At 64.0% G+C, this 25203-nt stretch carries 23 protein-coding genes; 9 read left to right on the top strand and 14 right to left on the bottom strand.

Annotated features, from left to right (window positions below):
- Positions 1 to 12: 12 nt before the first annotated feature.
- Positions 13 to 306: a hypothetical protein gene (locus GGD67_RS31460; protein ID WP_018321194.1), complete on the bottom strand. Its 294-nt coding sequence runs from the start codon at positions 304 to 306 to the stop codon at positions 13 to 15.
- A 375-nt stretch (positions 307 to 681) separates the two neighbouring features.
- The gene (locus GGD67_RS31455; RefSeq protein ID WP_179738257.1) at positions 682 to 1899 is read right to left on the bottom strand and encodes an MFS transporter; all 1218 of its coding nucleotides are present in this window, start codon (positions 1897 to 1899) and stop codon (positions 682 to 684) included.
- Between the two features lie 142 nt (positions 1900 to 2041).
- On the opposite strand from GGD67_RS31455, the gene GGD67_RS31450 reads away from it, so the two are divergent.
- The gene (locus GGD67_RS31450; protein ID WP_179738255.1) at positions 2042 to 2500 is read left to right on the top strand and encodes an Rrf2 family transcriptional regulator; all 459 of its coding nucleotides are present in this window, start codon (positions 2042 to 2044) and stop codon (positions 2498 to 2500) included.
- A gap of 26 nt (positions 2501 to 2526) precedes the next feature.
- On the top strand, positions 2527 to 3210 hold the full coding sequence (locus GGD67_RS31445; RefSeq protein WP_179738253.1) for a class I SAM-dependent methyltransferase: 684 nt from the start codon (positions 2527 to 2529) through the stop codon (positions 3208 to 3210).
- Positions 3211 to 3244: 34 nt separating this feature from the next.
- Here GGD67_RS31445 and GGD67_RS31440 read toward each other — a convergent pair whose 3' ends face one another.
- Positions 3245 to 3805 carry a group 1 truncated hemoglobin gene (locus GGD67_RS31440; RefSeq protein ID WP_179738251.1) on the bottom strand — a complete coding sequence of 187 codons (561 nt, stop codon included), beginning with the start codon at positions 3803 to 3805 and terminating at the stop codon, positions 3245 to 3247.
- A 1062-nt stretch (positions 3806 to 4867) separates the two neighbouring features.
- On the opposite strand from GGD67_RS31440, the gene GGD67_RS31435 reads away from it, so the two are divergent.
- Together GGD67_RS31435 and GGD67_RS31430 are read left to right on the top strand one after the other, a co-directional pair.
- Positions 4868 to 5332, top strand: a complete 465-nt coding sequence (locus tag GGD67_RS31435; protein WP_179738249.1) for a hypothetical protein — start codon at positions 4868 to 4870, stop codon at positions 5330 to 5332.
- A gap of 161 nt (positions 5333 to 5493) precedes the next feature.
- Positions 5494 to 6516 carry an LLM class flavin-dependent oxidoreductase gene (locus GGD67_RS31430; protein WP_179738247.1) on the top strand — a complete coding sequence of 341 codons (1023 nt, stop codon included), beginning with the start codon at positions 5494 to 5496 and terminating at the stop codon, positions 6514 to 6516.
- Positions 6517 to 6661: 145 nt separating this feature from the next.
- Here GGD67_RS31430 and GGD67_RS31425 read toward each other — a convergent pair whose 3' ends face one another.
- The gene (locus tag GGD67_RS31425; protein ID WP_179738245.1) at positions 6662 to 8425 is read right to left on the bottom strand and encodes a phospholipase D-like domain-containing protein; all 1764 of its coding nucleotides are present in this window, start codon (positions 8423 to 8425) and stop codon (positions 6662 to 6664) included.
- A 158-nt stretch (positions 8426 to 8583) separates the two neighbouring features.
- Between GGD67_RS31425 and GGD67_RS31420 the strand changes: the two genes are divergently transcribed.
- On the top strand, positions 8584 to 8982 hold the full coding sequence (locus GGD67_RS31420) for a VOC family protein (RefSeq protein WP_179738243.1): 399 nt from the start codon (positions 8584 to 8586) through the stop codon (positions 8980 to 8982).
- Positions 8983 to 9010: 28 nt separating this feature from the next.
- Here the strand turns inward: GGD67_RS31420 and GGD67_RS31415 are convergent, their stop codons facing one another.
- The 5 genes from GGD67_RS31415 to GGD67_RS39825 form a co-directional block, all read right to left on the bottom strand.
- Positions 9011 to 10330 carry an aminotransferase class V-fold PLP-dependent enzyme gene (locus tag GGD67_RS31415; RefSeq protein ID WP_179738241.1) on the bottom strand — a complete coding sequence of 440 codons (1320 nt, stop codon included), beginning with the start codon at positions 10328 to 10330 and terminating at the stop codon, positions 9011 to 9013.
- 163 nt (positions 10331 to 10493) lie between these two features.
- Positions 10494 to 12053, bottom strand: a complete 1560-nt coding sequence (locus GGD67_RS31410) for a hypothetical protein (RefSeq protein WP_179738239.1) — start codon at positions 12051 to 12053, stop codon at positions 10494 to 10496.
- Between the two features lie 83 nt (positions 12054 to 12136).
- Positions 12137 to 13279, bottom strand: coding sequence for a glycoside hydrolase family 5 protein (locus GGD67_RS31405; RefSeq protein WP_179738237.1), 1143 nt, complete (start codon positions 13277 to 13279; stop codon positions 12137 to 12139).
- Between the two features lie 2 nt (positions 13280 to 13281).
- Complete coding sequence (locus GGD67_RS31400; RefSeq protein WP_179738235.1) at positions 13282 to 15453, bottom strand: exopolysaccharide transport family protein; 2172 nt, start codon at positions 15451 to 15453, stop codon at positions 13282 to 13284.
- 127 nt (positions 15454 to 15580) lie between these two features.
- Complete coding sequence (locus GGD67_RS39825; RefSeq protein WP_018321181.1) at positions 15581 to 16237, bottom strand: LysR family transcriptional regulator; 657 nt, start codon at positions 16235 to 16237, stop codon at positions 15581 to 15583.
- Positions 16238 to 16388: 151 nt separating this feature from the next.
- Here GGD67_RS39825 and GGD67_RS31390 point away from each other — a divergent pair, with 151 nt between their 5' ends.
- Positions 16389 to 17606, top strand: a complete 1218-nt coding sequence (locus GGD67_RS31390; RefSeq protein ID WP_179738234.1) for an MFS transporter — start codon at positions 16389 to 16391, stop codon at positions 17604 to 17606.
- Here GGD67_RS31390 and GGD67_RS31385 read toward each other — a convergent pair.
- A complete protein-coding gene (locus GGD67_RS31385) occupies positions 17603 to 18646 on the bottom strand; it encodes a zinc-binding dehydrogenase (protein WP_179738232.1) in 1044 nt (347 codons plus the stop codon). The genes GGD67_RS31390 and GGD67_RS31385 overlap by 4 nt on opposite strands.
- 13 nt (positions 18647 to 18659) lie before the next feature.
- A complete protein-coding gene (locus tag GGD67_RS31380) occupies positions 18660 to 19325 on the bottom strand; it encodes a class I SAM-dependent methyltransferase (RefSeq protein ID WP_177236872.1) in 666 nt (221 codons plus the stop codon).
- A gap of 236 nt (positions 19326 to 19561) precedes the next feature.
- Here GGD67_RS31380 and GGD67_RS31375 point away from each other — a divergent pair, with 236 nt between their 5' ends.
- From GGD67_RS31375 to rnk, 3 genes are all read left to right on the top strand, one after another.
- Positions 19562 to 19888 carry a hypothetical protein gene (locus tag GGD67_RS31375; protein ID WP_018321177.1) on the top strand — a complete coding sequence of 109 codons (327 nt, stop codon included), beginning with the start codon at positions 19562 to 19564 and terminating at the stop codon, positions 19886 to 19888.
- Positions 19889 to 20159: 271 nt separating this feature from the next.
- Positions 20160 to 20642 (top strand): GreA/GreB family elongation factor, encoded by a 483-nt coding sequence (locus tag GGD67_RS31370; RefSeq protein WP_179738230.1) that lies wholly within the window; start codon positions 20160 to 20162, stop codon positions 20640 to 20642.
- A 10-nt stretch (positions 20643 to 20652) separates the two neighbouring features.
- Positions 20653 to 21066: a nucleoside diphosphate kinase regulator gene (gene rnk, locus GGD67_RS31365; protein WP_018321175.1), complete on the top strand. Its 414-nt coding sequence runs from the start codon at positions 20653 to 20655 to the stop codon at positions 21064 to 21066.
- Between the two features lie 99 nt (positions 21067 to 21165).
- Here the strand turns inward: rnk and GGD67_RS31360 are convergent, their stop codons facing one another.
- The 3 genes from GGD67_RS31360 to GGD67_RS31350 are packed head-to-tail and all read right to left on the bottom strand — an operon-like array spanning position 21166 to position 25096.
- Entirely contained in the window at positions 21166 to 22191 is a 1026-nt protein-coding gene (locus GGD67_RS31360; RefSeq protein ID WP_179738228.1) for a tripartite tricarboxylate transporter substrate binding protein, read from the bottom strand.
- A 22-nt stretch (positions 22192 to 22213) separates the two neighbouring features.
- The gene (locus GGD67_RS31355) at positions 22214 to 24301 is read right to left on the bottom strand and encodes an acetate--CoA ligase family protein (RefSeq protein ID WP_179738226.1); all 2088 of its coding nucleotides are present in this window, start codon (positions 24299 to 24301) and stop codon (positions 22214 to 22216) included.
- Positions 24302 to 24304: 3 nt separating this feature from the next.
- Positions 24305 to 25096 (bottom strand): enoyl-CoA hydratase/isomerase family protein, encoded by a 792-nt coding sequence (locus GGD67_RS31350; protein ID WP_179738224.1) that lies wholly within the window; start codon positions 25094 to 25096, stop codon positions 24305 to 24307.
- Positions 25097 to 25203 lie beyond the last annotated feature (107 nt).

The following is a 25203-nucleotide window of genomic DNA, read 5'->3' as shown; positions in this document are numbered from 1 at the left end:
GCCGCAGCGTTCCTAGAGATCGAGCACGACCGGCCCCGACACCGCGTCCGTCACGCCGCGTCCGTTGCCCTGGTCCTCGAGCACGGACCTGAAGCTGTCGAGCGTCTTGATCATCGCCGATCGTGCCGCGACCAACGCGTCCTGACTGGCCCATGTGCCGATGAGGCAAAAGGTCTGCTCGCCGGTCTTGATGATGACGCCGTGCTCCAGCCCCGGCCATTTGGCCTTGCCGTTCCGATGCGCGTCGAGGAAGGCGGCTTCCTCACCCGGTTTCACCTTGAACCTGACCACATTATAAACCTGCATGATGCGCCTCCGAAAAATGGACTGATGAAAAACGGGCGCCGCGCGAGGTGAGGACGAAAAGTCCTTACGGTCGCCCTGGCCGATTGTTGTCCCCGCGCGCGGCGGCGTCACCGTGACAAATCAGCATGGTCTATCCCGGCCTTCCTGATCGCAGGACAGAAATGTGCGAAAACAACCCCATGCACAGTAGCCGGGGATAGCAAAATCAACAGCATAGGACGCGGCAAGAGAGCATGATCCTTTCGGAATTCGCGGCGAGAATTCCTGATTTTACGAGACGATCATTGATCCGTCGGGCAAAACAGGAGCAGGATGACATCATCGGCGCGCCCGGTGTTGCGTGTCGGCCCTGACGGCTTCAGCGCGGCGCCCCGCCTAGAAAGCGTAGATCGCCAATCCCTGCACCAACGCCGTGGCAACATAGAAGCCTGGCGCGGCACCAGAGGCGGCGGCCGAAAACCATTCGCGGATCAAGCCAAAGACCGCCGGCGCGAATGAATAGGCGCCTTGCGACATCGCAACGATCAGCGCGACGACACGCGGTACGTCCTCTGGTGCAAATTCGACCTGAGCGATCAACGGCGGCAGGAACGTGCCGTTGCCGAATCCGACACCGAACAGGACGACGCCAAGAATCAACAGCGGAACGTTCGTTCCAGCCGCGGCGATGAAGATCATCGAGCCCATGATTTGAACCGTGTAGCTGGCGCAGGCAATCAGCCGCCGGTCGGTGCGCTCCGGCATGAGCCAGCCCAGCAGCGTTCGACCCATGATCGCCATAGCGCCGATCAAGCCGACCACCAGTCCGGCCCATTGCGTGCCGAGCGCGGGCAGCAGCAGCGAGAACAGGTGCGCGGTCAGACCGATCTGCGCAAACAGCCCAAGGCTCATGCCGGCCGCGAGCGTCAGGAATTTACGGTCTCGCCAGATCAACGATCCCGGCAGCCGCCGCGCAGCGTCCGCAGGCCCGGTCGCCGCGGCTGGCTCCGCTCCGTCCGGCAGCGATCCGATCTGCGCAGGCGTGCGTGACAGCACGGTGCTTGCGAGCATCCACACCAGGATGACCATGATCACGCCGAGGACGGCCGCTGCGATGGCGAAGCCGTACATTGCAATAGCCGCGGCCCAGAGCGGCGGAAAGATGATCCCTCCGACGTTCGCGCCGTTATACGCGACGGCGAGCGCCGCAGGGCGGCGGCGGCGGACGAACCAGGGTGACACGATGGCGTTGACGGCGGCGACGCCCATCGTCACCCAGCCCGCGACGCTCAGCAGCGTCGTGCCGAACAGCTGCCAGGGCGTTGTCGCGCTCGCCCATCCAAAGATGCCGACGGCCAGCGAGAGAGCGCCGGCCTTCGTCACGGCCGCAATGCCGAAGCGCCGATAAAGCGCCGGCAGATTGGCGGTCACGATAGATCCAGTCAGGAAGTGCACGGTGACGGCCATCGAGACCAACGCCAGCGGCCAACCCCTGGCTTCACAAACCGCGTTCAGGAAGATCGGCGGACCATAGAAGCCGAAACCAAGGCCGAGGACAGCGAGACCAAAGCTCGCCGCGACGACTCGCCAACCATAAAACGTCCCGTTCTGCATCCTTGTCGACAGCCTGCGCTCCGCGACGCGATTGTGCACAAACCTGACGGCGGGTCCTTCGCTCGCGGTCGAATTATGGGATCGGAAAGACCCGCGTGGGGCCCGCTTGACGTCGCCGCCATCATGTAACATATAAAGTTACATGAAACGAGATTCCCGACTCTCCGGCGTTCTGCACGTGCTGCTACACATGGCGCAGCAGCCTGGGCCGTTCACGTCCGAGACGCTGGCCAAGGCCATGGACACCAACCCGGTGGTGATCCGCCGCATCATGGCGGGGCTCAGGGAAATCGGTTACGTGCGCTCCGAGAAGGGGCACGGCGGCGGCTGGACGATCGCCTGCGACCTGTCGAAGGTGACGCTGCGCGACGTCTATGCAGCGCTCGGCAATCCCCCGCTTCTGGCGATGGGCAACCGGACCGAGGCGCCCGGCTGTCTGGTCGAGCAGGCCGTCAATGCCGCCCTCGATCAGGCCTTTGACGATGCGGAGGCGCTGCTGCTGGCGCGGCTCGGCGAGGTGACGTTGGCGATGCTGGGCGAGGACCTGCGCAAGCGGCTCGGGTCCCGAAAGATCCACGACATCAGAGCGCATCGCGCGTGAACGGCGCCATTCACGGGGACAACATCATGACCGACATGCAAGCCGCATTCTCCGATCCGCAATTCGTGGCGAGATACACCGAGGGGCCGCGGCGCTTCGTGCCGGGCTATGACGCCATGCAGTCCATGACGGCGATTCTGCTCGCCGAAAGCGTCCCAAGCGATGGGCGGGTGCTCGTCCTCGGCGCCGGTGGCGGCCTGGAGCTCAAAGCGTTTGCGCAGGCGCATCCCGGCTGGCGCTTCGACGGCGTCGATCCGTCCGCGGCGATGCTGGCGCTGGCCGGGCAAACCCTGGGATCGCTCGCATCCCGTGCACGCCTTCATCAAGGCTATATCGATGATGCCCCGGAGGGACCGTTCGACGGTGCCACCTGCCTCTTGACCCTGCACTTCGTCGGCGTCGAGGAGCGGCGCCGCATCGCCTCGGAGGTCCGTCGCCGCCTCAAGCCGCGCGCGCCGTTCGTGGTCGCGCATTTGAGCGCGCCCAATGGCGAGCAGGAGCGCCCGCTGTGGCTGTCGCGGTACTCGGCGTTCCTGGCCGCATCCGGCGTCGAGCCCGAGCAGGCGGCCGCCGCGCGGAACGCCGTCACCAACCATCTGGAGATTCTGGCGCCCGCGCAGGACGAGGTGATCTTGCGCGAGGCCGGCTTCACGGACCCAACCCTGTTCTATACCGGCTTCGCCTTCCGCGGCTGGGTCGCCTATGCGTGAGGTCGCAATTCGTCGTTCGGCACCACGGGATGCTTCAACCGCGCTTGGCTCTCGATACGTAACCGGCGGTCACCTCATCTTTGTGGCTGGCGAACGCAGCTAGTACTTCGGTCTTCTCGCGCTTCGGGACCTTGGCGAAGTCAAGTGTCCGTCCGAGTTCAGCGGCGACCTCGTCGAATTCCGCCGGGGAGATCCGCAAGCCCCGGTGCGCCTCCTCAAGGCCAAGGGGCGTCGTCCCCGGCCTGGTGGCTTTGAACTGGAACGGCCCACCCGAAACGTCACAGACCCAAAGTGTTCGCATGAACTTGAGACCAGGCAAGCGTTTCAGATTTTTGGTGTGCCATTCCCTCAACTGCGGATTTTTTGACTTCTGACCGACGATGGCGTTCTTTACGACAGCGTCGCTGAAGTGATCCACGACCGCTGCAATGGCGAAGACGCCGCCAAGTCGTTCATACAGGCTTTGATCCGGAGTGGTTTGCTGGGCCTGCGCACGCGCTTGATTGGCTCCAGCCAAAGCCACGGGGGCGGCTGTCAGCGCCAGTCCTGCGACCACACTTCGTCTGCTGATGGAAGTCGAACGAAGCCTTGCCATGGGCACCTCCTTACATCGGTTTCCTGAGGCATTGCAGCCAGCATATCCCGTGCAATGGCCGCCGTGCGCGTTGCCGTCCGGAGGCCTGTCGGTGATTGCCGCGCACCCATTGGATGGTTCGGAACGGAAATGGTTCCTGGAAATTTTGAGCTGGACGCCGACCCATGCCCGCCGAACTGCGAAGAAACTTGGTATGAGCAAATCTAGCCCGCCATGCCCTGAGAGCTGGCGTCGAGCCAAGCGTCGAACGCGGACGAAAAGGGCCAGGCCCCGGACTCATGCGCCGCAAAAAGGAAGTAGCAACACTACGTCCTTGCAGGGCGGGCTGTGGTGGAACTAGAGGGCTGTGTGAGAAGCGACGTTCGATTGTGATGGGTCCGGACGACGAGGCTGTGCTGATGTCGGAGGTGTTACGCGACCCCGTGGTTCTTCTCGTCGATGGTCCGCGGTGGAAGTCGGCCGCGCCTCCCACAACTCGAAATATCGCTTCTGTCGGTTACCACTGCGTCATCTGGTCCCCGGAGGACCTGCCAAAGCTACCAGCCGAATTCATCCCGCGTCGTTGGATCAAGAAAACCTGCGTCAACTCCGTCGTCCGTTGGCGCAATCCTGGGATTCCGGAAGCCCCGGCTGGACCAAACAGATCCGCCAATCCAAGCAGCCCAGACCGATCGCTATGGGTTGGACCCTCTGCGATGAACTGGCTGACCGCCGATGCAACACGGCGGATCAAAATCTCGCCGGAGACTCTGGTAGAAGGGTTTACCAGCCAACGATCGATCTGACCTCGGACCCTGCGGTCAACTTAGCTTCCGCGACGAGAGGGACTTTGGCGAGGCTTCGCTGCCGTCGAAGGGGAGCCTGTCTGCATTGGGTCAAAAGCAGCGGTCGCCCAATCGGTCAGGCGGTGCCCAGCTGTACGGTCTATTCTCAGCGGCCGCGGAAGCAGCACCGACGTTAACCCTGTCGGCAAATGATTCGCCGTAGGTCGGCAATCGCCGACAAGTTGCCTTATTGGCGCGGAGAATTTTCAGCGGCACTAACTTAGGTTAGAGGCGCTTTATGCTGAAAATGGCGTTGTTGGGCCTCCTCATCCTGTTGAGCGCAGGCGTGCTGTCGGCAATGGAGCTGAGCGCTCCACCGCGTCGCGCCGTCGCGATCGCCCCGCCGCTTGCCGAGCAGAGCGCTAGCGTCTCTGCGTCACATGACGCGTTGCCCAAGGCCGATCGCCTCGAGGTTGCCGCTGTGAGCAGCGCGATGCCGACACAGGACGCTCCGGTCGAGAACCCCGTTGCTCCGCGAGACATCCAAGTCGGTTCGACCGCACCGGAACCAATCGTCCGTCATCGGCGCGATACGAAGAATATCGCGACCGCTGAACGTCCCAGGCCGAAACCAAAGGCAATTGTTGCCAAGCGAACTGCCAATGCGCAGCGTGCAAAGGCCGCCAGCGAGACCGAGCCCTGTCGACTCAAGGCGTTCGGCGGCCTGCTCAAGGCATTGAATTTGACCGGTTGCGAAATCTGAGGCCGCTTCCGGGCACGGCGGATCAAAATCGAACGACCTGACGTCGTGGTGCGAACCCGGGCCTGCTTCCTCCTGGAGGCACTTACCGGCACACGCCTTGCCGCCACTTTTCCCTCGGCCAACGTCTCGCAAATTCTTCCGGTCATGCATACCTAGCCCCCATGAAAAAAATCGGCTTCCTCTCCTTCGGACACTGGACCCCCTCGCCGCAATCGCAGACCCGCTCGGCGGCGGACACGCTGCTGCAATCGATCGAGCTTGCGGTCGCGGCCGAGCAGTTAGGGGCCGACGGCGCCTATTTCCGCGTGCATCATTTCGCGCGCCAGCTCGCCTCGCCGTTTCCGCTGCTCGCGGCGGTCGGCGCCAGAACCAGCACAATCGAGATCGGCACGGCCGTGATCGACATGCGCTACGAGAACCCGCTTTACATGGTGGAGGACGCCGGAAGCGCCGATCTCATCGCCGGCGGCCGGCTGCAGCTCGGCATCAGCCGCGGCTCGCCCGAGCAGGTGATCGACGGCTGGCGCTACTTTGGCTATCGCCCGGCCGAGGGCCAGAGCGATGCCGACATGGGCCGGCGCCATGCGGAGGTGTTTCTCGACCTACTCCGGGGCGAAGGCTTTGCCGAGCCCAATCCGCAGCCGATGTTTCCGAACCCGCCGGGCCTCTTGCGCATCGAGCCGCACGCGCAAGGCCTGCGCGAGCGGATCTGGTGGGGCGCCGGCTCCAACGCCACCGCGGTGTGGGCGGCGAAGCTCGGCATGAACCTGCAGAGCTCGACGCTGAAGAACGACGAGACCGGCGAAGCCTTCCACGTGCAGCAGGCCGCGCAGATCCGTAGCTTTCGCGCCGCCTGGAAGGAGGCCGGCCACGCCCGTGCCCCCCGCGTCTCCGTCAGCCGCAGCATCTTTGCGCTGATGGACGATCGCGACCGCGCCTATTTCGGCAGGGAGCGCGAAGGCGAGGACCAGATCGGCTTCATCGACCCGCAGACCCGGGCGATCTTCGGCCGGAGTTATGCCGCCGAGCCGGATGTGCTGATCGAGCAGCTGCGCCGGGACGAGGCGATTGCGGAGGCTGATACACTGCTGCTGACGATCCCGAACCAGTTAGGGGTCGATTACTGCGCGCATGCGATCGAGGCGATCCTGAAGCACGTCGCGCCGGCGCTGGGGTGGCGGTGAGCGAGTGGTCCACCTTGGCGCCACATTGACCTGGATTCCGAGCGCTAAAGCGCGACGCCATCAGGATGAAGCGTCACCGCGCTTTAGGTCGTTGTTTAAGCATGATTTTTTCGGAAAGCCGCTGCGCACTTTCCCGGATCATGCTTTAGGCAAATAGCTCCCGGTCTCTCCTGCTGATCGGATCGTCCCAATCCTTCTGCCACCACGGCTTCTCTGAAGCCTTTTTGGGCGGCAACTGAAGCTCGAGCACCTTTTTGCTCTTGCCCTTTGCGTCCTCGCGGGCGGAGCGGAAACGATAGTGATCGTAGATGCGCAATGCTTCAATCATGTAGCTGGTCGCGACCGTGCGATCCTTGATCAGCAACAGGTTCTCGCCATTGTCAGTATCGGCGGGCTCAGAGAAATTGTATGAGCCCAGATAAACGCGTGCATCATCGGTATCGAAATCGAGCACGACGAATTTGTGATGCATCCGAGTACCCCGGTGCTGACCGTCGCTGCCGGCAAGTCCTGACGGTTCCGTACTGAACGGAGCCGGCACATTGCCGGTCAGCGCAGACGAACGAACGACGCGCTTCTTGTTGTCGGCCGTCAATACGGTGACGCCCAAATTCCCTTCCTTCACGCGCGCATCGGCGATGCCAAGCGCGAACACCGTCTTGCTCTTGATGGCGCGACCCAGGGCAGGACCGATCGGTCCATTTTTCATCTGACCCAGGAACGCCAAAGAAAAAAGAACACTGGATTTCGCCTTGGCTATGTCCTTGCCCACCACGGCCAGGAGCCCGTTCTCTTCGGTATGCGGCGAAAAAGCGACCTTTCCGCCGAGTCCGCTCACTCCCAGATCGCGCCAACCCGTCGCCACCTCGGAGTCGCGAAAATCGCCGGCGGCTTCCGCCGAAAAATAGCTATCGAAAACCTTGAAGTAATCGTCGACAGCATTCTTGCTGTTGACAATGACCGCATTGTTCGACTGCACGTAGAACCCGCGCCAGCTCATGTTCGTGGAGCCGTACACGACCTTATGCACACCCTTGCCGGAAACCGCGATGGATTTATGGTGCTGCAGGTTCGCCATATGTTGGCGCTTGACGTTGTCAGCCCCGGCCGATTTGCGTAAGCGCTTCTCAGCGACGCTCTCGGGCGAATCCTTGGCTTTGTGCCCGCCGCCCTTGGCCGTCGAATCGTCGATGATGACCTTCAGCCTTTTTCCGAGCTTTTCGAGACGGCTCAGGATTTCGGGCATGTTGAAGTCATAAGCGATGACGCGAACATTGGCCTTGGCGGCGATCGCCTCATCAAGCACGTCGAGGATCGACGCACGCGCTTCGAAGCCCATCCATTTGTAGGCGTCCTCGGCCTTCTTGTTCGTGGGCTTGAAGGTCAAACCATCCTTCGCATCATCTGGAATGAGGCTGCCGAGCTTGCGGTCGGGCGCGAACTTCTCAACAAAGGATTGCGAGGACACATAACCGCGCGTGAAAGCAACATTCAGCTTGCCCGGTAATGTCTCGCGCATCAGGGCGATCGAGGCTTCCTGCGGTTCGCCTCGACTGAGCGTTCCCAACTTGTCCATGAACATGGGTGTCACGCGATAGAGAAATTGTCCGTCCTTGTCGGCGTGCCAGGGGAAATGCACCCAGCGGAATTTTTGAATCGGCGCAATCGTACTCGGGAGCATCGGGTCGCTCGGCTTCTTGCGCTGACCCGGAAAGCCGATGCGGTTGGGCACCGGCCAAAACCGGTCTTGCTTCGGCTCCTTGTACTCGATTGCAAAGCCGACGAAATCGCGCGGTGGCTTGCCCTGCCGCCAATTCATCGCGAGCAGCAACATCCCGTCGCCGCGATGAATCTTCAGGGTGAATGGCGCGTTCGCATTGGTGCCCGTGACCTGATAGGAATTCTTCATTCTGCCCCCCGCCCTGAAGTTTGGGGCAAATCCTATCAACACAATTTTTGATTGCAAGCGCGTGATGCTTGGCGCATGAGGGCTGCACCGGCTGGGCCAATGCGATGCTACCCTTGTCTTCCTGACAGCGAGCTTCCCGCCATCCACCAGGTTGCGTGATGAATCAGCATCTGTCCCTCGTCAGTCTCGTGGTCGCTGACTATGATGAAGCGATTGCCTTCTTCACGCGCGCTCTGAATTTCGAGCTTTGCGAGGACACGCCGCTCGGTGGCGGCAAGCGCTGGGTGGTGGTGCGGCCGCGGGGCAATTTTGGCTCCGGCTTGCTCCTGGCGCGGGCGGACGGTCCGGCGCAGATGGAACGCATCGGCGACCAGACCGGCGGGCGCGTCTTCCTGTTCCTGGAGACGGGTGATTTCGAGCGCGATCATGCGCGCATGATCGCCGCCGGCGTGCGCTTCGTCGAGGCGCCACGGCATGAGGCCTATGGCGTGGTGGCGGTTTTCGAGGATCTCTGTGGCAACCGCTGGGACCTGATCCAATCAGCCAAGCGCAGCTGACACACGAGCGACCGCGCCCCGCCCGGCTTTACCCCGTCTTCGTCCCCGTGATCACCGCCAGTGCCTCGACGAGGCGATCGAGATCGGCCTCGTCGGTAAAGAGCGCCGGCGTCACGCGGATGCACTGTCCCCTGGCGACGCCGGCCCGGCGCACCGTCATGACCTTGTGGCTGTCCCGCAGTTTTACCACAATGGCCTCGTTGTCGGCCTTGCTGGTCTTGCCGGCGAGACGGAAGGACGTGATCGCGCCGTACGAACCGATCTCGTCCGGCGTCAGGATCTCGATGTCCTTGAATCCGCGGGCGCGGCTCACCCAATAGTCGCGCAAATGGCGCAAGCGGGCCTGCTTTGCCGCGGCACCGATCTGCTGATGCAACGCCACGGCCGTCGGCACCGTCAGCACCGTGGCGAAATTGACCGTGCCGGTGTGAACCCGCGAGCGGATATCGGCCTCGGCAAAATCCTCATCCCCCATGTCACGGTCGATGGCGGCGAGGCGGTCCTTCCTGATGTAGAGAAAGCCCACGCCGAGCGGCGCGCCGATCCATTTGTGCAGATTGAAGCCGACGAAATCGGCCTCGAGCTCACCGACCCGGAAGTCGATCTGCCCCCAGGAATGCGCGGCGTCGACGATGGTGTCGATGCCCTTGGCCTTGGCCATGCGGGCAATCTCGGCGATCGGCATGACAAAGCCGGTGCGGTGGCTGACATGGGTCAGGAGCAGAAGTCGCGTCTTCGGGTTCGCCTCGATGGCGCGGGCATAGGCGTCGAGCACCACCTGGCGGGTGGCGGGCTCCGGCACGTCGAACTTGACCACGTCGACGCCGCGGCGCCCCTTCAGCGCGTTCATCGCATACTGCATCGAATCATAATCGAGATCGGCATAGAGCACGGCATCGCCGGGCTTCAGCCGGTTGTAGCCGCCGATGAGGAGCTGCAGCGCTTCGGTCGCACCGCGGGTGAGCGCGATCTCCTCGGTCGCCGCGCCGACCGCCTCCGCCACCTTGGCGCGCACCGCCTCGAAATCCGCACCCGCGCGCTGCCGCGCGTAATAGGTGTTCTGAAAGTTGATCATGTCGGACTGGCGGATGAACTCGCGCCGCACCGGCTCGGCCATGATGCCCCAATAGCCGTTCTCGAAATTGACGACATCGGGCGTCACGGCGTAGAGCCCCTTCACCGCCGCCCAATAGGCCTTGTCGGCGGCGATCGCGGCGGCCGAACCGGCCGGCTGCGCCGGAAGGCCCTCGGCCGCCATCGCCGGCGCAGCCATCGGCGCCATGGCTACGGCGGCGAGGCCCTTCAGGATCGACCGGCGGTCGGACGAAATGGTCTTGATCAGATGCATATATCAGCCTCCACGATGCGCGGCGAAAGGAGCAGCGATCAGTAGAGCGCGAATGACAAGGCGGTGACAGTTCGATGATGCCGGCCCCTGAAGGCCGCGGCGCGAGCGGACTAAGCGCGTGGCTGGTGCCGTTTGCGAAAGGGACGGCCGGCGTGCCGCCGGGCTACGCCACCGGCTGGTAGCGCGGGAGAGGCTCGACTGCCGCATCCTCGCGGGCGACGGCCTGCATTCTCACATGGCTGCCGATGACGAGGCCCGTGAGCGAGAGCATGAGCCCGAGCGCGAGTGGCGCGAACAGGGCCTCTTCCTGGAACAATCCGTTGAGCAGCACCACCATGACGCCGAAGCCGGCGAGACCCTGCGTCAGATAGCCCGATGAGGCGTAGAGGCGCCATGCCCTAAGCGCCATCGCGAAATAGAAGGCCAGCAGCACGAAGGCGCCAACGCCCATCTGGTACAAGAGCACGCCGATCGCGCTCTCGACGGCGCCGTCGATCGTCCCGGCCGCCTGTGCGGCACTCCAGTCGATGGAGAAATAGCTCTCCGACAAATTGCCACCAATGCCGAGGCCCCGGCCGAAAGGTCTCTGCACGAATCCGTCCAGACCACCCATCAGTCCGATGACGTGATAGTCGCCGATCTGCAGCCCGAGGCGGATCGCCAGAACCGCGAAGGCGGCCATGCCGAGGAAGCCGAGCAACAACGTCACCACTGCGCCGATCAGACGGGTCGCGACCCAGGCCGCAACCACGAAGATCACCACGATGAGCGCGCCCTTCACGCTGCAAAAGATCAGCAGCGGCAATGCTGCGAGGGCCAGCAGCGGCCGTCCCACCGAGAACAGGAACAGGGCGAGAAACCCGACGCCGTAAGCGAAGCTGATCGGATGCATGTTCGGACCGTTGATGCGCAGCATCTTCGACAGGCCAAACCCTTCGAGCAGCGGTGTATTCAGGAAGTCGAAGCTGAAGCGGTCCTTGAGGTCGACGGGCACGTTGCCGGTGGCCCGCATCTGGGCTTCCCAGACACCCGAATGGGTCGCCTTGAGCTCGTCGAAACCCCAGAACGTATAGCTGTTGGTGATGGCCAGCCAGAGATCGCGGAAGACGAGCTCGACATAGCCGCACAGCAGAAGGATGACCGCGAGCATCACCAGGAACGGCGTGATGCGCACCTCATAGGTCGCGGCCGTCAGAAGCGAGAGCTGGAACAGGAACAGCGGCAGCACGATATTGCGCAGATAGACCGCCGCCGGCTGTCCGTCCTGGATGAAGCCGATCGCGAAATACAGCGACACCACGGCGAGGGTGACGACACCCCAGCGCATGATCTGCTTCACCTCGGCCGATTGATTCCTCTGGCCCAGCACGTAAAGGCCGAACGTCGCCAGCCACATGACGGAGCAGACGAGGAAATTGTAGCCCTTGATGAAGTCGAGATCGGACGGCAGCGGGACCAGCGGCGACAGGATCGAGACGAACAGGTTCTGGAAGAACAGGACGAAGATCGCGATGGCCGGCGCATAGGTCGGGACCGCCAGCACGATGGCGATGCCGATGAGGACCTCGACCACGATGGCCAGGGCCGGATAGGCCAAATGCAGGACCGGAGCAAAGCCGATCGCTGCCACGGCGATGCAGAGGGTCGGAACCAGCTCGCGCCAGGCCGGCGGCGATGGCTCGGCCGGCACGGTCTGAACCTGGGTCAAGTCCCCGGCACCCATCAATCGTCCTTTGGCAGCGCGCGTCGAGCACGATAGCGGGGCGATGTGTAAGGATTCCTTAACGATAGCGAACCCGTGCGATGTCAGCGCCGGGCGGGCCGGGTCGCGCCGCCAAGCAGCGCCCGCATCACGTCGGGATCGGGCCTGCCGGTGTTGCGGTCGACGAGGCCAAAGCCTTGCGCCAGCTCCCAATGCGTCCAGCCCCAGCAATGCTCCCTGGCATAAGCGGTGACGTCCGCCAGCCAGCGCAACCGGCTTTGTCTGGGCGCACCGGCTTTCAGCACGCCGAACTCGTTGACGATGATCGGCCGCTTGAACTGCTGCTGCCATGCGAGCGCCGGCGCGAGCCAGCGATCGGCCGCCGGCTTGTCCTTGGCGGCGGCAATTGCAGTGTCGAGCATGCCGAGCGCCTTGGTCGCACCCCGATCCTGCAGATCCTGGCGCAGCCCCTGCACTTTGGGATCGCCGGCGTTGATCGGATAAGGCAGATCGATGATGTCGTGCAGCGGATCCTGCACATCCCAGTGGGCCTGATGGGTGAACACCATGGGATCATAGAAGTGGATGGCATAGACGATGTCGGGATCATCCAGCGGACGAAACCGCGGCAACGAGTCCGCGCGCTGCCAGTTGACGGGGCCGACAATGAGAGTGGTGGCGGGAAGCAATTTGCGGACGAAGCCGGCGAGCGTCTCGACCTGCCTTTGCCATGTGTCAGCGCCGATATCGGGCTCGTTGAGCAGCTCGGCGAAGACGCGATCGGCCGGATAGGAGCGAATGACTCCCGCGAGGCTGCCCCAGGCGTCCTGCATCTCACGCAGCGCCGCGTCCTGATCTTCCTTGTGCAGGCGATTGAAGCGCTCGCCGGGATGAAGATCGACGGACGTGGCATAGCCGAGCGCGGTGAGCTGCTTCAGCGCCTTCTCGAGCGCGCGCAGCGTCTCGTCGCGTTCGGCCTTCTCAGCGAACCGGGGCATCACGCGCTCGGCCGGCACCGGCAGCCGGACGTGAGTCATTCCAGCGCGGCGCAGTTGCTGCAGCAACTCGCGGCTCGGCACCTCGCCGTTGATCCAGCCGTCGGCATTGAAGCCGCGCGACAGTGCGGTGAGCCTCGCCGGCGCCACCGTCTGCGGCACGGGCACGCAAGTGTCGGCGAAGGCCGGCGCTCCGAACGAGATCGACAGCAGCATCGCAGCAGTCAGCCAACGACGGCGCGCCGCTTTCATCGTCAAACCGCAAGGCCCAATGCGCCGCCCTCGGGGTGCGGCGCCGTCGAGCCCGCAGGCGCGTGATTGACGACCAAACCCGTCGGCACGCCCTCGTACCGCGACAGCGCGGCGGTCACCCGGCGCATCGCCGCCGAACCGAGCTCGCCGGCGCGCGTCACCAGGACGATCAGGTCCGCATGCGCCGCCAGCGCGATGGCGTCGGGCTGCAGGGCGAGATTGCCGGCATGGACGATGATCAGATCGAACTCCGAACGAATATCGTCCTCGGGCCTCGCATCGGCCTTTCGGCCGGCACTGAGGAGCTCGTCGATCGACTGAAGTCCTGCCGTGGTCGAGCCGTCGTTCCATTCGGTCACCGGCGGCTGGTGACCTGCGAATTCGCCCTGCAGCCGGATCAAGACGCTCATCATGCCCCGGTTCACGGCGGCGCGATTGAGCGAGCGCGCAACGGTGTTGCCGCCGGCGCTCTTGCCGACCGACAGCACGAGGGCGACCTTGCAACCGCGCACCGGCACGCGATCGATCCGCTCGAGCAGAGGCCGCAGATAGGCGCCGAGATCGAGCTCCACTGAGGCAGCGATCGGTCTTTGCCAGACGGTGTTGGTGTTGGTCCCGGCTCCGGACGAAAGATCGGGGATGCGGGCCCAGACAGGAAGGCGCGGCATCGCCTCGGGCCGGGGCGCGGCAGCGGCGGGCTGCTGGACTTGCGGCTGGAGCGGCTGCTGGACTTGCCGGCCTTGCGTGTCCTGCGCCGCTGCGTGCACGGCAGCCTCGGCCGGCGCAGGCCCGCCCGACATGCTCGTCATCGCCGCAGTGGCGGCGGTCGATGTCAGCAGCGATCCGATCGCCAGCGCCGCCAGCAGCAGAGCGAGCGGCGGACGGGTCGAGCGCAGCGGCGGAATGGCGGGCGAAGCGATCTTGGTCTGGGAGTTTTGCAGCTGACGCTGCTCGTTGGTCGTCTTGAACCGCGACAGGAACTGCTCGTAAATGTTCCTGTTGGCATCGGCGTCCCGTTGCAGCTCCTGCAGCTTCACCAGCGCCTGGCCGTCGACCAGCATCTGCGTCTCGACCGCCTTGAGCTGCTTCTCCAGCGCGTTCTGCTGCTCCAGCTGAGCCTCATATTCGGACTTTGCCGTGTCGATGTTCTTTTTCCGCTCGACCTCGATCTGCCGGTTGATATCGGCCAGCTGGCTGTAGGAGATCGCGAGGTCGGGATGGCGGTCGCCGTACACCGCCTTCTTCTGCGCAATCTGGTCGTTCAGGGTTGAGCGCTGCGCACGCAGCATGCTCAACAGGTCCTGCTTCACGGGACCTTCGACATTGGCCTTGAGATCGCGTTGCACCTGCTCGTAGCGCGCCTTGGCTTCCTCGGTGCGAAGACGAGCGGCGGAGACCTGCTGATTGAGATCGGTCACCCGCAATTGCTGCGTGGTCGAATCCTTGCCGGCATTGAGGATCTTGTGCTCGAGCCTGAAGGCGGCGACGGCGTCTTCCGATGCGCGCAGCCGCTCGTTCAACGTGTTCAGCCGGTTCTTGAGCCAGTCGGCCGCCTCGTCCGTGGCCTCGGTGCGGACGCGGCCCTGGCTGGCAACGAACGCCTCGGCGATGGCGTTGGCGTAGTAAGCGGCCCGCTCGGGGCGGTTCGAGGTGAAGGAAATCGCAATGACGTAGGTGAGCCCGCGCCGCGTGATCTCGAGGCGGTTGCGGAATTTCTCGAGCAGGCGCGTCATGTCGGTATGACCGCCCGCGATATCATCGTCATCGGCGATCTTGAGCTGCTCGATCAGGGGGCGGAGAAAGCCGTCCGATTTGGCGATCTCGATCTGGCTCTGAAGCGCCGCGGCGTCCTGGCCGATGCCCGGCAGCACCTCCTGATCCGAGGTCACGCGCAGCTCCCGGGGATCGAGCACGACCAGGGCGGTCGCGGCGTACCGGACCGGCAGAATCATCAGAACGACGACGCCGAGGGCGAACAGCGCCAGGGCCAGCGTCAGAATGCGCCGGCCGTTCTCGCGCAGGAAAGACAGCACTCCGGTGACGGTCAGCGATCCCTTGATCAGCGCCGGCGCGGCGCCGTCAGGTTTCATCCGCGCAGCCCGCGGCGCTTCCCACGAAGCCGCAGGCTCCGTCGGGGCGATGCTTCGCGGAGTTGCGCGGCTACCGAACGCCATGGGCTCGACTCGAAATCAACTGACAGTCACAGTTCAGAGGCTTTCGACACCGTAAATATCCATGGTTAACCGCCGGTTACGGCCGGCGCGCGAAGCCGGTCATGGCAAAACCTGAGAACAGGCCCGTTCAGGCGGAAAAGAACGGCTTGGATGGTCTGCGTCCCGGACCTGCCGCACTGGCGGCCAGCGGCGCCCTCGGCGTGGCCGGCCGCGCGCGCTCGACATCGCCAAGCAGGCAGGACCGCAAGGTTTCGATCTCCGGACAATCGGCAGTGCCCAGCGGCCCGATCAGGAAGCCGCTCTCCAGGGGCTCGCATTTGTAGCCGGGACAGCGTTGCACCCTGTCCGCGATCACGACGTCGACCTTGCCTTCGAGCAGCTCGTGCAGCCCTGCCGGCTGACTGATGCGAATGGCGAGCTGGGGCTGGGCCCGGCGGAACTGCGCCAGGCGCGCCCGCAACGCATCGACGGCAAAACTGGCGTGGAGCCCGATATGCAGCAGGCTCGTGACGCCCTCGGGCTTGAGCTCGGCGGTGGCCTCGGCAAGGCAACGAAAGGCGTCACGGACCCGCGCCAGATAGGTTTCGCCGGCAGAGGTCAGAATGATCTGCCGTGTCCGTCGCTCGAACAGCTGCACCCCCAGCCGTTCCTCCAGCAGGCGGACTTGCTGGCTGACCGCACCGGCCGTGACGTGCAGCTCGTGAGCGGCCTGCTTGAAGCTGAGATGGCGGGCGGCGGCCTCGAAGGCGCGCAGGGCATTGAGTGGCGGCAGCAGATACGTCATGGCCGGCTCCGGGCGATGCGGGAAGGCCGGGAGGATGCATGAGTTTCGCTCGCTCGACAAAAGAGAAATCCTGCTTTGTCGCCGCTGACGGCGAGCGATACCCCAGGGCCGATCTCCATGCAGCCCCAGGAAACCCGCCGCAGTGCCCGACATGCCGTCGATCGAAAATTCGTATTCCTGGATTCGCCTCACCGCCTCCATCGCCCTCAGCGCATTGGGCTGCGTTGGCATGTGGTCGCTGATCGTGGCATTGCCGGCGTTGCAGGCCGATTTCAATGCGCCTCGCGCGGAGGCGACCCTGCCCTACACGCTCGCCATCATCGGCTTCATGATCGGTGGCATCATCGTCGGCCGCTTGGCGGATCGCTTCGGCATCCTGCCGCCACTGGCCGGCGGCACAATCCTGATGAGCCTCGGCTATGTCCTGACCGCCTTTGCCCCTAACCTGTCCGTGTTCGCGACGATCTCAGGCGTCACGATCGGGCTCGGCGGCGCGGCGAGCTTCGCGCCCCTGGTGGCCGACGCATCGCTGTGGTTCGACAGGCACCGGGGCCTTGCGATTTCCCTGGCCACGGCCGGCGGCTCTCTTGCCGGCGTGATCTGGCCACCCATCGTCCAGCATGCCATCGCCGCGCACGGTTGGCGGCAGACCCATATCGGCATCGGCCTGTTCTGCCTCGCAACGATGCTGCCGCTCTGTCTGGTTCTGCGGCGGCGACCGGTATTCCACAAGGTTGCGCACCAAGCGGCGAGCTGCGGCAACACGATGCAGGCCATCGGCCTGTCTCCGGGCGTCACCCAGGGCCTGCTGGCCCTGGCCGGCATGTGCTGCTGCGTCGCCATGTCGATGCCGCAGGTCCATTTGGTCGCCTATTGCGGCGACCTCGGCTACGGCTCCGCGCGCGGCGCCGAAATGCTGGCGGTGATGCTCGGCTTTGGTGTGGCGAGCCGTCTGATCTTCGGCTGGGTGTTGAACCTCATCGGCGGCCTGCCGACCTTGCTGCTGGGCTCGGCGATGCAGGCCATGGCACTCGCGCTCTATCTGCCGTTCAACGGGCTGGTCTCGCTCTACGTCGTGTCCGCCATTTTCGGCCTGGCGCAGGGCGGCATCGTGCCGAGTTATGCGGTGATCATCCGTGAGCTGTTCCCGGCAAGGGAGGCCGGCTTTCGCGTCAGCCTCGCCATCTCGATCACGCTCGCCGGCATGGCGCTGGGGGCCTGGATGGCCGGCGCGATCTACGACTGGACCGGCTCCTACGCTTCGGCGCTGGTCAATGGCATCGCCTGGAATATCGTGAACATGGCGATCACAGCCTGGCTGCTGCAGCGCCAGCGTCGATGTGCCGTCGGCGCCTTCGCCGCGGCCTAGCTGATGTTCAGCAGGATCCGCCCCGATGTGCCGCTGCGCATCAAATCCAGTGCGTCGTTGACGTCGTCGAGCGCGAACTCGTGGGTCACGATCCCGCGGTAGCTCACCTTGCCGGCGTCGCTCAGGCGAACGAGACGCGGGATATCGCGCGCCGGCTGGCATTGCCCGCCTTCCGAGCCCTTCAGCACCTTCTCGAAGTGCAGCGGCAGCGTATAGATCTCGGCCTTCTCGCGGGGAACGCCGACGAGGATGCAACGGCCTTTCTTCGCCGTGATCTCGTAGGCGAGCTCGATCAGATTCTTGACGCCGGTGGTCTCGACGACCTTGTCGGGTCCCTCAGTGCCGGTGATGGAGCGAACCTCGGCAGCGACATCCTTGACCGCTTCGGAGTTGATGGTGTGGGTGGCGCCGAAATCCTTCGCCATCGCCAGCTTGTTGTCGAGGCGGTCGATCGCAATGACAGGATAGGCGCCGACCATCGCGGCGAACTGCACGATGTTCAATCCGACGCCGCCGACGCCGAACACGACGACGGCCTCGCCGATGGCGATCTGCGCGTCGTTGTTGACGACGCCGAGCGCGGTCGTCACTGCGCAGCCGAGCAGCGGCGCGCTGGTGCGGTCGATCGAGGCTGGAACGGGCGTGACACGATTCTCCGACACCACGGCATATTCATTGAAGGTGGTGACCCAGCCCGCATTGAGGCGCTTGCCGCGCCAGGAATAGGCCGGCGTGTTGGACTGGATGCCCTTGCCGGGCCGCCAATGCATGACGACAGTGTCGCCCTGCTTGCAGGAGACGACGCCGGGTCCGGTTTCGATGATCGTTGCCAGCGCTTCGTGCCCCAGAAGATGCGGCAGGAACTTGTCGACGCCCTTGACGGCGTCGATCTCGTTGATCTGCGCACCACAGATGCTGGACGTATGCACATGCGCGAGCACCTGGCCGTGTTCAAGCCTATCGGGCAAGGTGAACTCGTCGACGATCAGCGGCTTGCCGGATTCGACGAGAATGGCCGCCTTGGCAGTCTTGATATCCATGAGGCGCGCCCGATCACTCGAAATAGATGAATTCGTAATCGCCGGTGTAACCGAGCTTGCCGTAGAGCCAGATCCATTCTGACGTGTGCAGGATGGACTCCGCCGTCAGCGCCCAGCATTCGAGATTGTGCAACTCGGCGACGTTCCGGTAGCCCTCGACCATGACGTATTTGTTCTTGCCGACCCGCTCGACCTCCTTGAGCGCCGCTTCGAGCTCATAGAGCCGGAGATTGTGCAGCGTGCCGAGCGAGATGACGAGATCGAAACTGTCGTCGCCATAGGGATAGATGTCCTGGGCACGGTAATTGAAGAGGTACGGCTTCACCTGCTCGTGCGCATTTTCGAGGCCGTGCTTGGAAATATCGAAGCCGACGACCTTCAAGCCCGGCAGGATCTTCTGCATCTCGTACAGCAGGAAGCCCTTGCCGCAGCCGACGTCGAGCACGCTGGAGCCGTCCTTCAGGCCATAGGTCTCGATCAGCGCCTTGGCGACCGGCGCCCAGCGCCCCTCGATGAAGCGATAGCCGCCATAGCCGAAGCGGCGGTCGCCATCCCAATAATCAGCCTCGTACTCCCGCGCTTTCAGCGAGCAGCCGATCTTGTCGTCGTTCATGCGGCCCATGTAGTCGCGCTTCGTCGCCGTATGCAGCGGCGTCACGATATTCAGTAATCGTCCCATTGAGCCCTCAGATTCCAACACGCGCTGCGATGGTCGCGACCGGCTGGGGAGCCCTGAGTCGCGACTTGCGAGTCGTTCTAGCATTGGTGGTCGGGATCATCATTGCTTCAGATCAATGATGGGGAATTCCGAGACGGGACCGTCAGCAGCCGGCACAGGTTCCGCTGGCGGCAGCGACAGGGAGGCGCATGGAACGGGACTGCGAAGCACGGCGTTTCGCCCGGAAGGAGTCCACCATGCCGACCAAGCCGACCATCGCTCGCATCTGGCGCGGTCGCACCCGCCGCGATCTCGCCGATGCCTACCAAGCCTATCTGCAGTCCGAGGGCATTCCGCCGCTGCTCAAGACCGCGCTCGGTGTGCAGCAATTGCGCGAGGACCGCGACGAGGAGACGTGGTTCACGACCATTTCCTATTGGGCGGACATCAAGGCCATGACGGCCTTCACCAAGGGCGAGCCGACCAAGGTCCATCATCTCGCGCGCGACGCGGAATTCCTGATCGAGCTGCCGGAGCGCATCGAGATCCACCGCATCCTGATCGACGAGCAGGGGCTGCGGTGAAAGGCCAGTGTCAAAACTGAAGCTCATATCACCGTCGAATTATGGCCGTTGCAGCGATTCGATCGCTCGCGACTGTGCGGTTTAGCCGCAATGTTGCTGGCGAAATGAATCACTATAGTCAGAATGTCATGGCATATGTCGTCGACATAGATGCGCGCACCGCGCGCTTCGGTCTTCACGCCGGCCGCCTCCAAGCAGGCGGTTAGCCGGACGGTGCTTGCACCGTCCGGGCTCTTTTCCAGCTTTCGTGACCTCGCCCTGAGAGGTCGTCTTGAAGCAGAAGGAGTGTGCCGTGCTGCCTCTTCCAAGAATCGCGCTCACCGCATCGGACTATCCGCGACTCGAACAGCTTGCCCGCCTTGCCGCCCAAAAAGGCGATTTGGACGGGATATTTCTCATCAGTGAGATCAACCGCGCTGACATCGTACCGAACGATTGGGACGATCTCCGTTCGCGGGTGACCGTTGGATCGTGGGTCACCTATTGCACGAATTGGGGCGTTCCGCGTCGCGTCGTGCAATTGGTCTGGCCCGAGGAGTGTGGGTCGGATCCCGCCCGCATTTCGGTTCTGACACCTTTGGGGGCAGCCTTGATCGGCCTGCAGGTCGGCGACCAAATGCCATACATCCTCGCCGGCTGCCTGAACGTCGTCAGGGTTCAGAACGTGACCCAATCAAGCCCCAACGTCGTCCCGCTCTTCCGGGCTCATCGGCGCAAGCCGCTCGATGACGATCCCGGACCAACTGCAGCATAGGAGACATCAAATGCACAACTTCGAAACCGAGATTCGGCGAGACCAGCCGGCGTTGCCGCCGATCAAGATCACTGAAGACGAATCGCGGCGTCTCAGCTCGCTGGCGAATTCGACCATGGATCTATTCCCTCGTGTCGCCCAGTTTCTGGCGCGCGAACTGGAGCGCGCGTCGGTCGCCGCAGAGAACGATTTGCGCGGCGTGGTCAGGATGGGCTCCAAAGTAACCTATCGCGATGACGGGACAGGTGCGAGCCGGGAGATCGTGCTGGTCTATCCGCACGAGGCGAACATCGAACTCAACCGGGTCTCGATCCTGACGCCCGTTGGAGCGGCCCTGATTGGCCTCTCGGTGGGGCAGCGGATCGAGTTCGAGACGCCGGACAAGCGCACCAGGGGGCTGACCGTTCTCGCCGTCTCCGAATGAGGGCTGTCATCCGACCGAGCAGAACACTCTGGTGAGGACAGATAGGAGCGGAGCGTGCTTGCGCAATGTTTCGCAATGCGCGGGCGCCCTCCTGCTGTCCTATTGCACCTCGATGTTGGCGTCCTTGACCAGCTTGCGCCAGCGTTCCTCCTCCTGCCCGACATAGCGATCGAGCTGTTCCGGAGCGCCGCCGACCATGATGAGTCCTTCGTTGGCCTCCAGCTTCTTGAAAGCGCCGGACTGAACCGCCTTTGCGATTGCCTGATTGAGACGTGCAATCACCGGCGCGGGCGTCTTGGCGGGAGCGTACAATCCGTACCAGGATTCGGCGGCATAGCCGGGCACCCCGGCCTCGGCGACAGCAGGCAATTGCGGAAATGCCGCCGAACGTTCGGCGGACGTGACAGCCAGCGCCCGGAGCTGGCCCGCAGCCACCAGCGAGGCCGCGCTTGCCACGGTGGTGAACATCACGTCGATCTGGCCGCCCAAGAGATCGCTGATCGCGGGCGCCGCACCCTTGTATGGCACCGCCGTCATCTTGACCTTGGCCATCGCATTGAACAGCTCGCCGGCGAGATGGGCCGAGGTGCCGGTGCCGAATGTCCCGAAATTGAGCTTGCCCGGATTGGCCTTGGCTTCTGCGATCAAATCGGAGATCGAGTTGATCTTGGAGGCCGGGTTGACGACGACGATATTGAAGGATCGCGCGATCAGCGAGACCGCCGCGAAATCCTTGTGCGGATCGAACGGCAGCTTTTTGTACAGGCTCGGATTGACCGCGTGCGCGAAGGTCGCCATCAGGAGCGAATAGCCGTCGGGCTCGCTGGTCGCCACCGTCTGGGTCCCGATGATGGTCCCGGCGCCCGGCTTGTTCTCGATGATGACGGACTTGCCGAGATCCGTCTGGATCTCCTGCGCCGTCGTTCGCGCCATGATGTCGGTCCCGCCGCCGGCTGCGAAGGGCACCACGATCTTGATGATCTTGTCGGGATATTCGGCGCGCGCCGGCGTCAGTCCGAGCCCCGAGACGACAGCACAGGCGAGAATGGCAAGACCTCGCCAGCGCCGCACGACGACACCCTTTCCGCGCGCGCGATCATGATTGATGATTTCGCCATTGGCCATAAGAAGCTCCATCCGATCTTGTTCAGACATTGAGAACAACCAATCCGTCTGCCGCCTTCACGCCCCGGCCCGCCGGCAGCACGAAGACCGGATTGATTTCGGCCTCGACGAGGCGATCACCGAGCTGCGCAACCATGCGCGAGAAAGCGACGACCGCTTCTGTGAGCGCTTCGACATCGCATTTCGGCCGGCGCCGAAAACCGTCCAGCAACGGCCAGGTGACGAGATCACGCACCATCGCAAGGGCCTCGGCCTGGCCGAGGCTGCCGTCCGGTGGCAGCAGGCGCATCGTCGTGTCCTTGAACAGTTCGGCCGTGACGCCGCCCATTCCGAGGAGGATGGCCGTTCCCAGAGGATCGCGATGCATTCCGAGAATGATCTCGACGCCATCGGAAACCATCTCCTGAACCAGGAATTGGTCGGGCCGCGTCCCGACCCTGGCCTCGACCTCGTCTGCCATCGCCGTCAGGCGGCCGCCGATCGTCTCGGCAGTCAGGTTGACCGCGACGCCGCCGACATCGCTCTTGTGCGCGATCTCGCGAGAGAGAATTTTGAGCACGACCCGGCCGCCGAAGTCTCGTGCGGCCTGTTCCGCTTCGCTCGCCGTTGCGACCATTTTCTCTGCCACGACCGGAACACCAAAGCGGGCGAACAACGCCTTGGCTTGAGCCTCATCCAGCGATCCTGCCGGGAAGTCGCCGATGTCGACCGTCGTCTCGATCGCACCGGAGGTCTGGACCTGCTCCGGCATTGCGGCCCGCAAGAGCCCGTTGAGCGCAGCCGTGCAGCTTTCGGCGGACGTGTAGGCCGGGACGCCTCGGCGGGTGAGGACGGAAACCACCTCGGGCGCGTAGGGGCTCACATAGGCAATGACGGGCTTGTCGCTCAGCGGCAGGCAGTCGTGGATGGCATCGGCCATCAGGCTCGGCGATCCCACGGCCGACGAGCCGGCAATGACGACCAGCGCGTCGTAGGAGGGACTTGCGAGCAGGATGCGGATGGCGGCGCGCAGCAGATCCGGCTGCAGGCCGGCGAGGGTCACATCGATCGGGTTGCGATCGAGGTTGGCTTGCGGTCCCGACTGCAGCGCGCGCAATTGCGCGGCCGTCTCAGCATCGGGGGCGGGTGTCACAAAGCCGGCGACGCCGAGACTGTCTGATACGATCGTGCCGGCGCCGCCGGTCGAGGTGAGGATCGCAACACGCCGGCCGGACAGCTTCCGTCCCGCACCAAGGGCTGCGGGAATATCGAGCAGGTCTTCGAACGTTTTGGCGCGGATCACGCCGACTTGCCTGAACAAGGCGTCATACATGCGATCGGAGCCGGCCAGCGCGCCGGTGTGCGAGACCGCCGCCTGTGCGCCCGCTTCCGATCGACCGATCTTGAAGGCGACAATTGGTTTGCCGGCGCGGCGCGCTTTCAAAACCGACTCGCGAAAGCGAGCCGGATTGCGGATCGCCTCGACATAGAGCGCGATGACCTTGGTTGCGCTGTCGTCGGCGAGAAAATCGATGAAATCAGCGAGGTCGAGATCGGCCTCGTTGCTGGTCGACACCAGCTTCGACAGACCGACCCCGCGCGCCGCGGCGCGCGACAGCAAGGCGCCGAGAATGCCCCCGCTTTGCGAGATCAATCCGATGGACCCCGCCGGGAAGTCATCCATCGCCAGCGCGCCCGACGCCGACAGCACGATATTGTCGGTGAGATTGACGAGGCCGATCGTGTTCGGCCCGAGGATCCGCATGGAGCCGGCGGCCTGCATGAGCTGCTTCTGCCGCTCGGCGCCTTCCGCCCCTGTTTCAGTGAAGCCACTGGCAAGGACGATCGCCGCGGCGGCGCCCCGCTCGGACAATTCGCGCACCGCGACGTGCGCGCGCTCGGCACCGAGCAGGACAAGGCCGACGTCAGGCACATCGGGCAGCGAGGCGATGTCGGGGTAGCAAGTCAGACCGCCGATGCTTGCGACCTTCGGATTGACGGGATAGATCGCGCCCGCAAAGCCATGCTTCCGGAGATAGGACACCGGCCGCCCCGACGTCTTGCTCGGGTCCGCTGAAGCGCCGATGATGGCGACGCTGCGGGGCCGGATCAGGCGTTCGATCGCATCCATGGCTCAATCCTTCGACGCGGATTGCGCAAGGAATGCGGTCACCGCGTCGCGATGCTCCGCGCTGGTGTAGCAGATGGCCTGCGCCTGGCTGCCGAGACTGAAGATGTCGTTGGCGGAATGCTCGAACGTCTCGTTCAGGATCTTCTTGCCCAGCGCCAGCGCGGTGGGAGAGCCTTGAGCCAGTTCGGCCGCCCAGGCCTGCGCGGCCGGCAGGAGCTCGCTCGAGGCCACCTTGCGATCGACGATGCCGAGCGCGAGCGCTTCGTCGGCCTCGACGACGCGTCCGGTGAAGATCAGCTCCTTGGCCTTGGGAAGCCCCACCCGGCGCGGCAGGAAATACAGGCCGCCGCCGTCGGGGATCAAACCGCGCTTGATGTAGGACCAGGTGAATTTCGATCGCTCCGTTGCCATGACGAAGTCGCAGGCGAGCGCAGTGTCCGCGCCGAGACCCGCCGCGGCGCCGTTGACGGCGGCGATCGTCGGTTTCGGCAGGCCCAGCAGCAGCGACTGCACGTGATGCACGCCCTGCTGACGGCTCCATCCGTTGAATGCGACTTCGCCCTGCGGCGCCTCGAGCCGGCGCTTCATTCCGCTGATGTCGCCGCCGGCGCAGAACGCACTGCCGCGCCCCGTCAGCACCAGAGCCTTGATCGCTTTGTCCCGAGCCACGGTTTCGAGCGCAGCAACGAACTCCGAGCGCATGTCGTCGCTCATGGCGTTGCGTCGGTCCGGCCGGTTGAATGCAATCGTCGCGACACCCGCCGCGACTGAAAATTCGATGAGCTGATAGGACATGGCAAGCTCCTTGGTTCGAGTCGGATCGATCACCGCGACGCCGCATTGCGGATGTCGGTTGCCGATTTCGGCGGTGCCGTTTCCTCGTTGAGCCCCAGCACGGCCGG

The organism is Bradyrhizobium sp. IAR9, assembly GCF_013408065.1.
Classification (GTDB): Bacteria; Pseudomonadota; Alphaproteobacteria; order Rhizobiales; family Xanthobacteraceae; genus Bradyrhizobium.
The sequence above is the reverse complement of the archived record's forward strand: the minus strand, read 5'-3'. Positions and strand labels throughout refer to the sequence as shown.